This window comes from Nonlabens sp. (assembly GCF_965657255.1).
In the GTDB taxonomy this organism is placed as follows: Bacteria; Bacteroidota; Bacteroidia; order Flavobacteriales; family Flavobacteriaceae; genus Nonlabens.
Genome location: NZ_CBFHNM010000003.1, coordinates 120,414 through 137,481, shown reverse-complemented (window position 1 = coordinate 137,481; position 17,068 = coordinate 120,414). Strand labels below are relative to the sequence as shown.

General features: G+C 35.3%; 13 protein-coding genes. 5 read left to right on the top strand and 8 right to left on the bottom strand.

Annotated elements, in window-relative coordinates; translation table 11 throughout:
• Positions 1 to 117: 117 nt before the first annotated feature.
• From ACTF54_RS04885 to ACTF54_RS04875, 3 genes are all read right to left on the bottom strand, one after another.
• Positions 118 to 363, bottom strand: a complete 246-nt coding sequence (locus tag ACTF54_RS04885; RefSeq protein WP_347195298.1) for a hypothetical protein — start codon at positions 361 to 363, stop codon at positions 118 to 120.
• Between the two features lie 259 nt (positions 364 to 622).
• A complete protein-coding gene (rnpA, locus tag ACTF54_RS04880; protein WP_347195299.1) occupies positions 623 to 997 on the bottom strand; it encodes a ribonuclease P protein component in 375 nt (124 codons plus the stop codon).
• 199 nt (positions 998 to 1,196) lie between these two features.
• Entirely contained in the window at positions 1,197 to 3,059 is a 1,863-nt protein-coding gene (locus ACTF54_RS04875) for a M1 family metallopeptidase (protein WP_347195300.1), read from the bottom strand.
• 358 nt (positions 3,060 to 3,417) lie between these two features.
• On the opposite strand from ACTF54_RS04875, the gene ACTF54_RS04870 reads away from it, so the two are divergent.
• Positions 3,418 to 5,562 (top strand): TonB-dependent receptor, encoded by a 2,145-nt coding sequence (locus ACTF54_RS04870; RefSeq protein WP_438968862.1) that lies wholly within the window; start codon positions 3,418 to 3,420, stop codon positions 5,560 to 5,562.
• 102 nt (positions 5,563 to 5,664) lie between these two features.
• Entirely contained in the window at positions 5,665 to 6,279 is a 615-nt protein-coding gene (locus ACTF54_RS04865; protein WP_438968861.1) for a hypothetical protein, read from the top strand.
• 342 nt (positions 6,280 to 6,621) lie between these two features.
• Here the strand turns inward: ACTF54_RS04865 and ACTF54_RS04860 are convergent, their stop codons facing one another.
• The gene (locus ACTF54_RS04860) at positions 6,622 to 6,825 is read right to left on the bottom strand and encodes a hypothetical protein (RefSeq protein WP_438968860.1); all 204 of its coding nucleotides are present in this window, start codon (positions 6,823 to 6,825) and stop codon (positions 6,622 to 6,624) included.
• 9 nt (positions 6,826 to 6,834) lie between these two features.
• A complete protein-coding gene (locus ACTF54_RS04855) occupies positions 6,835 to 7,533 on the bottom strand; it encodes a hypothetical protein (RefSeq protein ID WP_438968859.1) in 699 nt (232 codons plus the stop codon).
• Between the two features lie 231 nt (positions 7,534 to 7,764).
• Here ACTF54_RS04855 and ACTF54_RS04850 point away from each other — a divergent pair, with 231 nt between their 5' ends.
• From ACTF54_RS04850 to ACTF54_RS04840, 3 genes are all read left to right on the top strand, one after another.
• Entirely contained in the window at positions 7,765 to 13,287 is a 5,523-nt protein-coding gene (locus ACTF54_RS04850) for an alpha-2-macroglobulin family protein (RefSeq protein ID WP_438968858.1), read from the top strand.
• Positions 13,288 to 13,498: 211 nt separating this feature from the next.
• Positions 13,499 to 13,801 (top strand): antibiotic biosynthesis monooxygenase family protein, encoded by a 303-nt coding sequence (locus tag ACTF54_RS04845; protein ID WP_347195306.1) that lies wholly within the window; start codon positions 13,499 to 13,501, stop codon positions 13,799 to 13,801.
• Between the two features lie 21 nt (positions 13,802 to 13,822).
• Positions 13,823 to 14,344, top strand: coding sequence for a GRAM domain-containing protein (locus tag ACTF54_RS04840; RefSeq protein ID WP_438968857.1), 522 nt, complete (start codon positions 13,823 to 13,825; stop codon positions 14,342 to 14,344).
• A gap of 105 nt (positions 14,345 to 14,449) precedes the next feature.
• On the opposite strand, the gene ACTF54_RS04835 is transcribed toward ACTF54_RS04840, so the two are convergent.
• The 3 genes from ACTF54_RS04835 to ACTF54_RS04825 are packed head-to-tail and all read right to left on the bottom strand — an operon-like array spanning position 14,450 to position 17,032.
• Complete coding sequence (locus ACTF54_RS04835) at positions 14,450 to 15,481, bottom strand: glycosyltransferase family 9 protein (RefSeq protein WP_347195308.1); 1,032 nt, start codon at positions 15,479 to 15,481, stop codon at positions 14,450 to 14,452.
• 3 nt (positions 15,482 to 15,484) lie between these two features.
• Complete coding sequence (locus tag ACTF54_RS04830) at positions 15,485 to 16,093, bottom strand: DUF4254 domain-containing protein (protein ID WP_347195309.1); 609 nt, start codon at positions 16,091 to 16,093, stop codon at positions 15,485 to 15,487.
• A gap of 48 nt (positions 16,094 to 16,141) precedes the next feature.
• Positions 16,142 to 17,032, bottom strand: coding sequence for a hypothetical protein (locus ACTF54_RS04825; RefSeq protein ID WP_347195310.1), 891 nt, complete (start codon positions 17,030 to 17,032; stop codon positions 16,142 to 16,144).
• Between the last annotated feature and the right edge of the window lie 36 nt (positions 17,033 to 17,068).

Here is a 17,068-nt window from a genome sequence, read left to right as displayed (position 1 = left end):
CGCTGGAATTTATTTTCCATTGCTTTCAAGATTAATGCCAGAATATTAGGTATGAGGTTTTGGGTATGAGGTATGTTGTTAGTCTTTTAATCTAAAAACGAATTTATTTACAATTTACTAGTCAACGATTTCTATTTTTTTCACCGTATTTACTTTATCATTTACGAATTTTATTTCTAGATCATTAAACTGCCATCCTAGACCAGCTCCTGAATTTCCTAAATCATAAGTCCACACATTGGTAGAATCTGCACTCCTAGATCTACCAATTAAATCAATCACTTCTTTTTTTGTCTTCCCATTCAAAATTTTACTATCTACTAGGTAATCTCGCATTTTATATCTTCCTTGTTCAATTTTCATCCACCTTTCTTTATTAAAATCATATTGTGGCTCGTAAAATAAAATACTAAAGAAAGTTATTACAGTAATACCATAAAGAAATGGAGTAGTAATTGCAGTTATAATTACAGAAATTAAATTTCTTCGTCAATTATTGTTTACACGCTTTTTCATAATTCTTCTAATTATAAAAAATACAGGTATTGAAATTATTAAAAGTATGATTGGGACTTCTGAACTCATACATTATTTTATTAGACTGATTGTTTTCTAAACTGAGCTAAACCAGAGTATCCAATTTCTTACTCAATTCCTTCAACAGCTTCTTAGTAAGCTGCTCGATGTAGTTGTAGTCTGGCATTTTTACAGATTGGTAAATGAACATGGTTTTAAGATGCTTGTCCTTAGAAATAGGAAGTAATTCTTGATGCAAACGATAGGATTCTCTCATCAATCGTTTTACACGATTGCGATCTACAGCACTTTTGAAAAAACGTTTTCCTACGCTCACGCCTATTTGATGGTCGCCACCAGTAGTTTCTAAAAAATAAACCACGCGCAAAGGTCCTTTTCTTATGGATTTACCATCAGAGAAAAGAAGATCAGTAGCTTTTTTACTTTTCAGCTTTTTATTTCTTCCTAGAGTGAGTTTCATTAGGTTGCAAAGATAGTCTTTGAGTTGGTTAGTCAGTGAGTCTTGGAATGAGCAGGTAAATTCAATGAGGTTGCCCAACAATGAAAAGGTATTTTTGATTTATCCGCTTTCGCGAAAGCGAAAAAATAACTAAAAAAAATAGGCAGCAACTCTAGTATTAGAATTACTGCCTACTGAAAACTGTGACTTAGACTGAAAATTACTCTTCTAGTTGCCAGGTATTGTTTTCTTTATTTACATCTGCCATCATGCCTTTAGGATCTATAGTAACACTTTTTACGTTACTCATATTGATACCGTCAAGTACTAACTCATAAGTAGGGTATGACCAAGCCCAGTCTGCAAGAGTGGTTACATTATTTCCAACTGCTTTTTCTCCTCTCATTTCTTCTAAAGGAATGTAATACATTTTTGTGCTACCATCATTCATAGTAACTTCTATATCAAGTGGCATAGGCATTAATCCATTTCTTTTAAGTGAAATGATGTTTTTACCGTCCAGATTACTCATATCTTCAACAGAATAATCGATAGTGTTAGTAGTCATTGTCCAGTCTCTCAAATACCATTCTAGATCAAAACCACTTACGCGCTCTGCAACTCTTTTAAAATCATTAGGATCTGGATGTTTAAATTTCCAAGTATTGTAATATTCTTTAATGATGTCATTGCGTACTTCTTCACCTACTATATAACCTAGTTGTGCCATAAAAACAGCACCTTTTGAATAAGCACTAGTTCCATAAGCGCCATTGTACTCGTAGCGGTCTGCATGAGTAGTTTGTGGTTGTTCTTTACCAGATTTTGCCAGACCTATATAACCTCTGTAAGAGCCATCGTTAGGATTTTCTTTTCCACCATTAAAAACTTCGTTCATAGCATAGTTAGAAATATAGGTAGTAAAACCTTCATCCATCCATTCATCTTTAGACTCGTTTGTTGCAAGAACATGGTTGAACCAGGAATGCGCAAATTCATGTGCCGTAACTCCTGCAAGACTTCCAAAAGAACGCTCACCAGTGATCAAAGTACACATCGCGTACTCCATACCACCATCACCACCTTGAATAACAGAGTACTGCTTGTAAGGATATTCTCCTATATTTTCATTAAAATATTTCAAAAAGTCATTAGTAACTGGTTGTAATTTTTTCCAGTTCTCTTTGATAGCATCATTGTCTTTATAGAAAAAATGAAGATCAACACCATTTGCACCTTTATAGATATCGTGAATAAAATCTTTATCTGCGCCCCATGCAAAATCATGCACTTGTGGAGCTTTAAAATGCCATGTTAATTTACCATTCTTTCCTTCTGCAGGACCAGAATTTGCTTTGTCATAGCCATGACCTATTTCATTAGGGTTTTGAAGATAACCTGTTCCACCTACAGTATATTCTTTATCAATGGTAAGTTTTACGTCAAAATCACCCCAAACACCATGAAATTCTCTTCCTACATAAGGAGCTGTATTCCATCCGTATTTATCAAATTCGGCCATTTTAGGAAACCATTGGGTCATGGAAAGAGCAACGCCTTCACTATTATTACGTCCACTTCTTCTTATTTGTTTAGGAACCTGTCCATTAAAATCTAGTTCTAAAGTAGTAGACTGACCTGGCGCTAGAGCTTTGTTTAATTTTACTACTAGAATAGTTCCTTCTCGCTCTGGATTTAAAGCAACTCCATCTTGTTTCATATTACTAACAAACAGATAACCTATTTCATTAGGCTCTAATGACGCGATACGAGAACCTACTCTAGGATCAGGATCTGCTATGGTACGAGAACGCACATCCATTTGACTTTCTGGCTGGAAGGCATTAAAAAATAAATGATAATAAACGCGGTCTAATGTTTCTGGAGAATTGTTAGTATACACCAGTGTTTGTTTACCAGTATACTGATAACGGTCTACATCCATGTTCACATCCATATCATAATTAACATGTTGTTGCCAGTAAGTGCCACTACTAGACGACTGATCTGAGACTACATTTTTTGAAGAATTACAGCTAGCTAATAAAACAGCTGCTGTAAGAATTAGAGCAATTTTTTTCATGAGATCTATTTATTGCTGCTAAGATAAGGATTACCAAACTGAACCTGAAATCGAACTCGAATTTGAAGAGGTTAAAAGTTGATTTATGGATTCATTTAAATATGATCCAGTGTTGGTTTTTAAATGTGACGGAATATTTGATGTGCAATAGATCAAATCGATTTTACAGATAGGCAAATTCATTGTAAACTTTCAAATAGAAATTCTTACAAGAAACTTTTTTAAATTCAGGTTCGAGTTCAAATTCGTTTTCAAAAATTTCATTTTTACAACCCATCCTAAAAATCCTACAACTCAGTAGTTCTTAATTTTTAAAAGCCTGCAATGGTGGCATGTTTGTACCATCAAAACAACCAACATGAAAACGCTTTTTACATTTTTTACATTATTCTTTAGTTACATCACTTTTGCACAAACTACTATTTCAGGAATAATTCTCGATGAACAAAACGAGCCAGTTATGGGCGTTAATGTTTATCTAGAAGGAACATATGACGGTACCACAACTGATATCGATGGAAAATTTTCCTTTACCACAGAAGAAACAGGTTACGGTAAATTGATCGCCAGCTATATAGGTTATGAAGATTATAAGCTAGAAGCTCCTATTAATGAAATGGTAGGATTGAAGTTACGCTTTCGCGAAAGCATGAACGCATTAAACACCGTAGTCTTGAGCGCAGGAAGTTTTAGTGCAGGAGATAGTTCTAAGGCAAGCGTTTTGAAACCGCTTGATATTGTCACTACCGCAGGAGCAGTTGGCGATTTTGTAGGTGCGCTGCAAACACTTCCTGGAACTTCTAATAATGCAGATGATGGTCGTCTTTTTGTACGCGGTGGAAGTGCAGATGAAACGCAGATCTTTATAGATGGAAGCCGAGTTTTCAGACCATTTTCTCCTACCACAGGAAATATACCAACGAGAGGTAGATTTTCTCCATTTCTTTTTGATGGCATTACCTTTTCTACCGGTGGTTATAGTGCTGAGTATGGAGATGCTCTTTCAAGTGTGTTACTTCTTAATACAACCGATTTTCCCAAAGAAGAAAAAACTGATATAGGAATCATGAGCGTAGGCGGCAACATCGGTAATACACAAATTTGGGGTAAAAATAGCTTGAGTGTAAATGCACAATACATCAATCTGGCGCCATACAATGAATTGATCCCACAAAACAACCGATTTGAAAAGCCTTTCCAAAGCATTAATGGAGAAGCGGTTTATAGACGCGAGTTTGATAAAGGACTTTTTAAAGCTTACAGCGCCTATTCTTATAGTGACTTTGCGATCATTCAAGAAGATATTGATGTAGAAGAAGGATTCTATTTTGGTTTAAGAAATAGAAATTATTACGGTAATTTAAATTACAACGGCTATTTATCTGACAGTTGGAAGATAGAAACTGGTGTAAGTCTCGCTCACGATAATAATGATGTAAACGTGGCAACCACAAAAATTAAAGCTGTGGAAAACGCATTACATGCCAAACTTAAACTTCAAAAACGATATAACAATTACTTTAAGTTAAACATGGGTGTGGAGCAATTTGTGATCAATTATGATGAAGACATCCAGCTAGAAACAGAGACTTTTGAAACGGGAATCAACCATGGAATAACCGGTACATTTACAGAGGCTGAGGTTTTTGCATCTAAAGATCTCGCATTTAAAGCTGGAATACGTGGTGATTATTATGGAGCCAGCGATCAATTTAGAGTATCGCCACGATTAAGTGCTGCTATAAGTATCAACCCAGCATCTCAATTTTCTCTGGCTTATGGTAATTTTTATCAAAGTGCGCAAAACAACGTACAGCAATATGACGAAAACCTAAAACCTGAAAATGCCCAACATTACATCGCAAACTTTCTGTTTAAAAAGAACAACCGCATGTTGCGAGCAGAGGCGTATTATAAAAAGTACGATCAGTTACTTACTTATGACACGCAACGTGTTCAATTTGATAGTGATTTAGGCAACGACGGTAGTGGTTATGCAGCTGGACTAGATTTGTTCTGGAGAGATGAGACCTCGATTAAGAACCTTGATTATTGGGTAAGTTATTCTTATCTAGATACTAAAAGACAGTTTCGTAATTTTCCTGTGGAGGCGACTCCTAATTTTGCTACCGACCACAATTTCAGTCTTGTCACAAAATACTGGATAGAAGACTGGCAGTCACAAATAGGCGCTACTTTCAATTACTCCAGCGGTCGTCCTTTTACAAATGCAAATGAAACTGGTTTTTTAAACGATAGAACCAGCTCTTTCCAAAGCCTAGATTTCAATTGGGCTTACTTGATTGATCAGCAAAAGATCTTATACTTCTCGGTTTCTAATGTATTGGGTAGAGATAATGTTTTCGGATATCAGTACAGCAACACACCAGATGTTCAAGGGCAATTCAACCGTCGTGAGATAGGTCAGGCGGCAGATCGTTTCTTTTTCGTGGGCTTCTTTTGGACCATTGGCGGCAGCGATAACCAGTTGGATAATTTATAAATCTACAACTCAGTCACTAGTTATTACAGTTGGGTTAGTTCCGCTTTCGCGAAAGCGAGATCGCCACTATCATTGTATCATAAATCAATTAAACGCTTACTCATGAAAACTATAATCACAACTTTTGTACTCTTTTTATCACTAAGTCTTACAGCACAATCGGGCTATGAAAAAGCCATGAAAAAAGGACTGGAATTAATGCAAACTGACTTGCAGGCAGCATCACAACAATTTGAACGTGTTGCAAAAGCCGAAAAAGAAAATTGGCTACCAGCGTATTATGCAGCCTTGTGCAACGTGAATAATTCTTGGGGACAATTACCTAAAGAAAAAACTTTGCAACACATGAACAAAGCTCAAGAATTTATCAATGATGCTGAGTTGATATCAGAAAACAATCCAGAAATAATGGTATTACAAGGCATGTTAAATACGTGCTGGATCACTTACGACAGCCGCGTTTACGGAATGAAATTATCTGGCCCGACAACCGCATTATATGAAAAAGCGATACAAATCGCACCAGAAAACCCAAGAGTCATAGCAAACAGAGCAAGATGGATGATGGGAAGTGCAAAATTCTTTGGTAAAGATATTGCTCCATATTGCGGTGAGATTGATAAAGCTATCGAATTATTTGAAAAAGAAACCGTAAAAGGTTTTGAACCTCGCTGGGGCAAAAAAGGAGCTCTTGATGCCAAAAAGGAATGTGAGTAGAATTATTATTAAAAGATTTCCCCTTTTTTAAAGGGGAAAATTTAATTCGTAAACGAATTAAATAAGGGGTTTGCGGAGTTAGAAATGAAATTAAAATCAAGGTTATTTTTATGAATTAGCATCGCACCAAACCCTTTGCTTTCATCGCTGGCACTACTTCATTTTTTTTATGCATTGCTCTCGTTTCGTAAACTTCACTCGTCGGATGCAAGCGGCTGAAGGGAAACACCTTTACTCTTGTGTCTTTGTCTTTTTAAGATGTGGTATGCTAAGTATTTGTCTTGGCATCGTCTTAATAATATCGTAAAATCAATATTTATTTAAAAGCAAAAAACAAAACATTTATTTAGTATAAACTATTTGTTCTATGGATTTTGAACCTACTTTCAGAGCTTTTAAAATTTCCACAGCAAGTGTTTTGTTATTAATTAGAGCATTGTCAAAAGGTTCCATTAATCCAGATTGATAAAGACGCTCATTTACGGTCAAAGCATTGTTTTCCAATTTGACTTGATTAGCTTTATCATATATTTCTTGAAGATTCATTATTAGCTTTTAAGAAACCTTTTGCAACTTTTCCTTCAGCTTTTTCAAGGTTATTTTGTGAATGTTATTGTCACTGTAAGTGCTTATAATATTTACATCATCCATTTGTAATGTGATTTCTTCTTCAGAATTATGAAGATGTATAGAAGAAGGCTCTTTTTGAACCTCGCTCAATGTCATATCAAAGCGTTTTCTCAAAGTAATCATTTGACCTAACCCTAATAATTTAAAACCAGAATGATCAATTAAACGATTGATACCACTTAAGAACTGAAAACCTAGAATCCCTAAATAGGCCAGTCCTACATTTAATAACAATTCAAAAATATTAAACGCTTCATCGCTGTTAAAAGAATCTACTAAAGTTACTATGGCATAAACCCCAATAAGAACAAATAATAAACCAACGACAATAGCAACCACATCCATAATTACCGCGCTTTTTGTTCTGGTAATTTCTATAGAATCATTAGAGTTAAGAGATTGAAACCCCAAGTTTTCAAGATAGTCTAGATTATTGATTTTAGATCGTTTATCTTCAATAGTTTGATGAAAGTTCGTAAAATCTACATCCAGTTGACGCTTATCAATCTCGCGTTTCAAGTATAATTGTGCTTGAAAAGTCAATTTTTTATGAATAGATACTAATTCTAATAATTGGTGATCACTTTTGTCTTGATACATGTTGTTTCTCTTTCTTATTTTCAAAGGTAGTAGTTTGATTATTTTAAAATCATAAGCTTTTGAAAAATATCATTTTAGTATAAAGCAGTTTTGCTTTCAATTTTGCTTTCGCGAAAGCGAGAATCACACAAAAATTACTGATATTTTAAAGCCTAAAATATTTTTAAATTCTTTAACGTTATTTCAATGTTCCTCAATAAGTTTCTATAATTTTAAGGAAAATATATACTAACCACTAATTTTTGCTCTGTTTTGATGAAAAAGGTCTTATTATTTCTGTTTTCGCTATTATTTATTGTCTCCTGTAATACAAAAACAGCCGAAGAAAAACTACAAGAGCAGCAAAACGAATTATTCAAGTTTAGGGAACACGTATCTCAAGTTTCTGATCAAGTTATTTCAACTAGAGAATCAATCGTGATCCAACTAACAACACCTGTAGAAGGATGGGCAACTGGAAAAGAGCTGGATGCTAATTTGATAAATTTAAAACCAAGTGCTTCAGGAAAATTAACGGCTTTAGATGCTCAAACTATTTCATTTCTACCAGAAAAACCACTGAAACAAGATGAAGAATATGAAGTTATATTTAAACTAGGTAAAGTAAAAGAGGTGGCAAAGGATCTTAATGAGTTTACCTTTAATTTTAAGACACTAGCTCAAGATTTTATTATAAGTACAGATCCAGTAGGTTCATATACATCAGATTATCAATACGTTACTGGAGCTATCAAATCCAGTGATATTATGGAGCTGGAAAATGCAAAGCAAATTGTAACAGCAAAATTAAACGGTAAAGACCTACTGCTAAAATTTGAAAACTCAATTACTTTAGGTAAGTATTTTGAATTTAAAATTGATAGTATCAAGCGTCCTGTAGAAGATGAAAAAGTAGAAATTTCATGGAAGGGGAAAAGCATAGGAGTAAACAGCAAAGGAAATAATACGATCACTCTTCCAGGGAAAAACAGTTTTTCAGTTACTGATATGGAGTTAGTAAATGGAGATGTTCAATATATTTTAATCAATTTTTCAGATCCATTAGAAACGTCTCAAAATCTGGATGGAATGATCCAGATAGAAGGCGTGGACAAAATGAAATTTGAAAGTAAAGGAAATGAGTTAAAAGTCTATCCTTCAAAAACAGTCACTGGATCTAAAAAAGTGGAGGTTTTCACCGGTATTACCAGCATAGATGGTTATAAATTAAAAAACGGATTCTCTAGTTATATAGCTTTTGAACAAGTTAATCCAGAAGTGAAATTGGTAAGATCTGGTACGATTTTACCATCTTCTCAAAATTCTAAAATCAATTTTAAAGCTGTAAATCTTAATGCTGTGGACGTTTGGGTTTATAAAATCTATAATAATAATGTACTTCAATTTTTACAGAATAATAATATAGGTTCTACAGGTCGTATGAGAGATGTAGGAAGACCAGTCGCTCGTAAAGTGATTGATTTAAAAGGAACTGGAAATGATGTCAACAGATGGAATACCTATTCAGTAGATTTAAACGAAATTATCGCCACAGATCCTGGCGCTATTTATAGAGTAGAATTCAAGTACAAATTAGCTTACAGTGCTTACAAATGTGAGTACACAGCAGATAATCAACCAGAAATAGAAGAAGTAGATTATGACGACTCCTTTGAAGTAAGTAATTGGGATGGTGCTCAAAATTACTATTATGATGATGAGTACGGTTATTATGATTACAACTGGAGAGATCGTGAAGACCCTTGTACTCATTCTTTTTATAGAAATAAGTCAGTTAGTACAAATGTGCTAGCCAGCGATTTAGGAATTACTGTAAAAAGAGGTGAAGGAAATGGTTATTTAATTGCGGTAAATAATATTATTACCACAAAACCTTTAGGCGGTGCTCAAGTAACACTATTCAATTTTCAACAACAAGAAATTGTTAGTTCGCGCACTGACGCAAGAGGTCTTTTAGATATCAAATTAGATAATCCTGCATTTTTTGCAAAGGTTACCTATAACAATCAGCATGGATATGTACGATTAGATGATGGTAATGCACTTTCAGTAAGTAAGTTTGATACTTCTGGAAAACGATTGAAAAAAGGAATCAAAGGTTATATCTATGGTGAGCGTGGTGTGTGGCGTCCAGGAGATCATATCTACCTCACTTTTATCCTCAACGATGCCGATAATAAATTACCTAACGGTCACCCTATCAAATTAGAATTAAGAAATCCTAATGGAAAAATCACTCATAAGGAAGTTCAAAAAAATGGATTGAATAACTTCTATCAGTTTGATCTTGAAACCGATGATAATGCACCTACAGGAAACTGGAATGCAAAAGTAGAAGTAGGAGGCGTAACTTTTAATAAGACGTTGAAGATTGAAACTATTAAACCTAATCGTTTAAAAGTGACACTTGACTTTGATGAAGAGATTATCAAATCTGGACAGAACGTAAGAGGTTCTTTAAATGCGATATGGTTGCACGGCGCAACTGCTAAAGGTCTTAAAGCAAACGTTACGGCAAAGTATTATGCGACAACTACAAAGTTTAAAAAATATGATAGTTATGTTTTTGACGATCCTTCTAGATTTTTTGATTTACAAGAATCTGAAGTTTTTGATGGAAACCTAGATCAAAGTGGCGATGCTACTTTTAACTTTGCACCGAACATGGATGCTGAAGCGCCAGGAATGTTAAAAGCTAGTTTCCTAACTAAGGTGTATGAAAACGGTGGTGATTTCAGTACAAACGTCACCACAAAGACCTATTCTCCATATGATACTTATGTAGGAATTGACGTGCCACCAGGCGACAAACAAAGAGGTATGCTACTTACAGATACCGACCATAATTTTGACGTAGTAACTTTGGATCAATCCGGTAATCCTAAAGCAACTAAAGAGTTAGAGGTAAAAGTCTATAAAGTGAACTGGAGATGGTGGTGGCAATCACAGTCTGGAAGCCTTTCCAGATATGAAGCCAGAGAATACCGTCAGCAAGTGTATAGCAATACCATAAACACCAATTCCAGCGGAAAAGGGAATTTTAAATTCTCTCTTAAATATCCAGAATGGGGAAGATATTTGGTACGTGTTTACGATCCAGCATCAGGTCATTCTACTGGTAAAATTATTTATGTAGACTGGCCAGGATGGGCCGGAAAAAGCCGAAAAGTAGATCCAGAAATGGCATCCATGCTTGTTTTTAATGCCGATAAAAAAACCTATAAAGTAGGAGAAAATGCAAAAATCACGTTCCCATCTAGTGCTGGTGGACGTGCTTTAATTACCGTAGAAAATGGAACAGAAGTTCTTGATGCTCAATGGGCAGAAACTACAGATAAACAAACAGAAATTTCTATACCACTTAATAATCTCTACGTTCCTAATGTTTACGTACATATTACCTATCTACAAAAACACTCACAAACGGCAAACGACTTACCGTTGAGGATGTATGGTGTGATACCATTGTTAGTAGAAAACGAGGCGACGCATTTAGAGCCAGAAATTAAGATGCCTAAAGAACTCGCACCTAAAACCAGTGCAAAGATTACTGTAAGTGAGAAAAACAACAAAGCCATGACCTACACACTAGCTGTTGTAGATGAAGGCTTGCTGGACCTCACTAATTTCAAAACACCTGATGCTTGGGATACGTTCTTTGCACGAGAAGCTTTAGGAGTAAAAACTTGGGATATTTTTGATGATGTGATCGGTGCTTATGGCGGTCGTATTGACGCCGCATTTGCGATAGGTGGAGATGGAAGCGCAGCAGCTTCTAAAGCAAAAAAAGCCAACCGTTTTAAACCTATGGTCATTCATTTAGGTCCATTTACTTTAAAATCAGGTGAGAGCAAAACACACAAGATAGACATTCCACAGTATGTTGGTTCTGTTCGCACGATGTTGGTTGCTGGTAACGACCGCACTGAAGCTTACGGTAGTGCCGAAATTGCGACACCAGTAAAGAAACCATTAATGATGCTTGCCTCGCTTCCGCGAAAGCTGTCTCCAGGAGAAACAGTAAAATTACCGGTAACTGTTTTTGCGATGGATGATAAGGTAAAGGACGTAAAAGTGACGCTAGAAAACTCACCGTTTTTTGAATTATTAAATGGCAATACCCAAGATTTAAAATTCACAGAAACTAGTGATCAAATAGCATATTTTGACGTAAAAGTGAAGGAAGCTATGGGAATTGCAAAACTGAAACTTTCTGCAAAAGGAAACGGAGAAACCGCTGCTTATGAGACAGAAATAGATGTGGTAAATCCTAATCCGTACAGCACGATTTCTGAAAAAGCAATTGTAAAACCTGGCGAGACGGCCACTATAGCGATTAGTCCTTTTGGAACTAAAGGAAGTAATGCATCTACAGTAACTTTTTCTAGTTTACCACCTATGGATCTCGGTCGTAGATTGAACTACTTGATCCGTTATCCGCATGGATGTGTAGAGCAAACGACCAGTGCTGCTTTCCCACAATTACATCTTGCTAGTGTGGTAGATTTGAATAGCAATCAGCAAAAGCAGATTAGTCACAATATTAAAGCTGCGATCAATAAATTGGGTTATTATCAGAAGGCAAATGGTGGTTTCTCTTACTGGCCTGGCAGCGGTAGTGTGAACGATTGGGGAACAACTTATGCAGGACATTTTATGATTGAAGCAGAAACTGCAGGTTATACGGTGCCTATTTCGTTCAAGTCTAATTGGATCGCTTATCAAAAACGAGTGGCAAAACAGTGGCGTTATAATGATCGTAACGACTTATATCAAGCCTACAGATTGTACTCGCTAGCAGTGGCAGGAGCGCCAGATTTATCTTCTATGAACCGCTTACGCGAAAACGCAAACCTTTCTAACGATAGTAAGTTAAGACTAGCTGCGGCCTATGCATTAGTAGGACAGAACAAGGCGGCAGAAGAACTTCTATCAAAGAGTAATATAGATTTCCAGCCTAATCGTTATGACTATAGAACTTATGGTTCTCCACAACGTAATCGTGCGATGGCATTAGAAACCTACACGATCATGAAAAAGGATGAGCGTGCAAGACAAATCATGGAAGAATTAGCAAAAAACCTAGATTCTGATCGTTATTACAACACGCAAGCACTGGCTTATAGTTTTATTGCCATTAGTAAATATGCAAATCATGTAGGAGGAAAAGGAGTCAACGTGAGCTATACTTTTAATGGTAAAACATCTACTGTTTCAAGTGCCAAAAGTTTGGCAAATCGCGATCTCGATATTGATGAACAAGCTACTTCTTTTACGGTGACTAATACTGGTGATAACATGATTTTTATCACTAATGCAATGACTGGTAAATTGCCTGTAGGAAATGAAAAAACAGCTCAGAGTAAATTGAATGCCACGATTACTTATGTAGACAAAGAAGGAAAACCAGTCAACGTGAGTAAAGTGAATCAAGGAACAGAACTTACTGCGATCACTACGATAACAAATACCACTGGTTCTAGAATAGAAGATGTGGCACTGACTCAAATCTTGCCTTCTGGTTGGGAAATAATCAATACCAGATTCACAGATTATGGAGCTGAAGAAGCTAACACCAGCATCGAATACACGGACATTAAAGATGATCGTGTCAACTACTATTTTGATTTAAAAGCAAGAGAAACACTTACTTTTAAAACCACGATTAACGCTAGTTATTTAGGAAGGTATTACCTACCAGGAATACAATGTGAAGCCATGTATGACGCAGATTATATTGTGCGTAATAAAGGACAATGGATTGAGGTGGTGAGGTAAAAGTGAGTATTCGATGATAAAGCCAACCCCAAAGGTTTCTAAAACCTTTGGGGTTTGATTAATAATAACGTACAAGATTTCAGTCTGAGCTTGTCGAAGACGAGTTTAAATCTCGATTTCAACCCAACTTTGACAGGCTCAGTTAGACAATGAGAACTATTTTCTATAAGCTACATTCGAATTTTATTTTGACACAGAACTCTTTGATAAAATGATACCATACTACGCCGTAATTTTCACATCTATTAAAAAGAATAATGATCCAGCTTATAATGAAATGGCAAATCTTATGGAAGAACTCGCTGTGCAACAAGAAGGTTATATGCACCATGATAGTGCTAGAAGCGAAGTAGGCATTACTGTTTCTTATTGGAAAAATTTAGAAGCGATTTCTAAATGGAAAGAACAAATCGATCATCAAGTTGCTCAAAAATTAGGTCGGGACAATTGGTACAAATGGTATCATGTGAGAATTTGTAAAGTGGAAAGAGAATATAGTTTTGGAAAAATGTAAACCTCAAGTTATCTTAGTTCTATGATAAAAATGTTCAATAAAGAGTTTTGGATTACCGCCATGGGATTTGGAATCCCGATGTGGATTATAATGACACTATTTTATGGAGTTACTGATGAATTCTCCTTAACGGCACTGCTTATAAACTTCATAGCTTTTGTAATCATAGCAGGACCACTATTTGCTACTTTAATGATATTGTTTGCTCGTTATTCTTTTAAGAAAATCACCATCACAATCCCAGAAAATGAAACCTTAATTAAAGAATTTGGCGCAAATCTTTTTAGAGGTAAAGAGGGCGTAGGTGGAAAAATAGCCTTAACTGATAAAAGCGTGCTTTTCAAATCTCATAAAATCAATATTCAGACTGGAGAAACAGTAATTAAGATTGAGGATATTATAAGTTATGAGGTTAAAAACGGTCTTTTTAATCTTCTTAAAAATGATGTAACCTTAAAAACTACCGAGAAAGATTACCGGTTTATAATTCAAGGTAGAGATGAGTTTATTACAGAGTTGAAAAAGTTAAATATGAGTATTTAGATAAAAGGATCATCACGTCAAACCCTTTTCGTTTGTCGCCGACGTTTCCAAAACTCTTTCCCTTCGTCTGAAGGGAAATGCTATTCTTTTTTTGAGATATGAATATTATGTATTTAAAATCTCATTCAATCTACTTACAACAGCTTTTACTTTGAGAGAACTCGTCGCTTTTTTGTAACCTTTCATTACTTTATTTCCAAAAATGGAAGTAGGAACTAAAGGAAATTTTTCTCTATCTACGGTCAATTGATTTTCCTCAGGTTGACCATACGGAGCAAAACCAGCGTAAGGATGCGTATTTCCCCATAACGTAATTACCGGAACACCATACAATGCCGCAAGATGGCCGTTACCACTATCCATTGCTATCATTGCATCTAACTGAGACATAATCGTCAGCTCATTTTCAAAACTGGTTAGTCCAGCTAGATTGATCACATTAGTTGTCGTCCCAGCAATAATTTGCAGTTGTTTTTCTTCTTTTTTCCCACCACCAAAAAGGATAATAGTTACCTGCTCATTTTTTGCAATGACTTGCACTATTTTCTTAGCTTTTTTAACTGTGAGCGCTTTTGTCTTATGAGCAGCAAATGGAGCAAAACCTACCCATTTTGATGTTTTTCGGCCTATTTTATCATGAATTTGAGGTAAAACAGCCTCTTTTGATAAAAATTCATTTCCTTGTAATTCGATTTTAAAACCTAATTCTCGCAAAACATCTGCATAGCGTTCTGTACTGTGCTTTAATGGTTCAAAAAAGTTTGGATCGTTTACAAGGCGCTTTTTGTCTGATCTTCCTTTATCTATGTTAGCTTTAGGAATTCCTGTCAAAAATGTTCTCAGAATCTTACTGCGCAGTACGTTATGAAAGTCGGCTACTGCATCAATCTCTAGAGCCTTAATTTCTTTTGAAAGTCGGTAAAGACCAGATACTCCTTTGTGTTTATTATCAACATCTACTTCTATAAAAGTAATGTCAGGAATGTTCTTTAGAATGGATTTGAATCGCTTTCGAGAAAGCGCAACTATCTCAACAGTCGGATAGTCTCTTTTCAATGCTAATAACACAGGAACACACATGGCAACATCGCCCATAGCGCTAAGTCTAATGACGAGTATGCGTTGAGGTAATGGCATGTGTTATTTTAATGCTCTTAGAACCGGATTCAGTTCGTCATCATTATACATCTTCATTTGTTTGTACACTTTCATATACTTATCGCCATTAGAAATATCTTCTAATAATTGATCTAAAGCTGTCGATAAATCCACGCGTTGTTCTAAAAGAATATCAAGTTTCTTTTTACAAGCGTTGATATGATCTTGAGAAGCGTCAGTACGAGTAGCTTCCTCATTCATGTGATATATTTTTAAGGCAAGAATAGACATACGATCTACTGCCCAAGCCGGACTTTCTGTATTGATTCTAGCACCATTTTTAATAGATACATCACTGTACTTATCTAAAAAGTAGCTGTCTACAAATTCAACCATATCGGTACGATCTTGATTACTGGCGTCGATTTTACGTTTTAGAGTAAGTGCTGCCACTGGATCTATTTGTGGATCTCTAATGATGTCTTCATAATGCCATTGTACCGTATCAATCCAGCACTTACGATATAATAAATGTTCTATTAGATGTGAATTACGATCATATGGATTTTCAAAACTTTGATCTACCGTGTTGATTACGTGGTATTGATCGATTACAGTTTGGAAGATTTTATTGGCTTTATCTGAGAACATAATGATTATTTTGAACTGCAAATATAAAGATTTAAGATCGCTCTAGAATCATAGAAATAATAGTATAAGCATGCTTATAAATGGTAGCCATAAAAGTGTTTCTTTAAGCGCTTTGTTAGCTGTTTCTTGTATGAGTCTCGATAAAAAAATGGCAACTATTGGAATAGTGAATATTGCTATACCACTAATAATCATAAATATAGAACTGCATATACCAGTAAATCCTAATATAGAAAAACGTGATCGAGCACTTAAAGAAATATTAGGAAATCCAAATAATGTAATAAGAGCGAAAAGAAATCCTAATACTGCTATAATGGAAGAAACGATAAAGGATAGACTTATTTTAAAGGTTTCTAAATCGACCCTATGATCGTATCCCGTTAAGGCATTAAAAAGATGGTTGGTTCCTGAAAGCTGGTCTAAAGTAAAGGTTAATATAGCTACACAACATACTGCTATAAATGGAATAGTCCAGTACTTTAAGTTCTTAAAGGAATAAATAACGATACTTAAAAATATGACAATAAAAAAAAGGGATGACCAAGAGTAAAATAGAGTTGCCACAGCTATCCAAAACGAGGCATCAAATATCTTTTTTACTAATCCACTTCCTGAGCGCATACTTATTAACCTTCTCAAAGCTAAAAGACTTAGTAAAAAAGCCACAAAACTAAAATTATCAGTAGTGTAAATAATGCCTATAATAATCAAACAACTATATACCCATAAAGAATAAGAACTGCTTTGGGTTAAATCATTTTTTAATGTAATGAACTGGAAAACAGCTACAGATACTATGGTAGCCAATGGAATCCAGATAAAGCGCCAACCTAAATGTGGATGGCTAACAACAAAATATCCCGTGATTATTCCTACCATCAATAAAGTGATGATGTAATGAATGGGTTTACTTGTTTTAAAAAAGCTGGTAAGCATAGAGATTTTTAACTATTTTTGCCTCAATAAATAGCA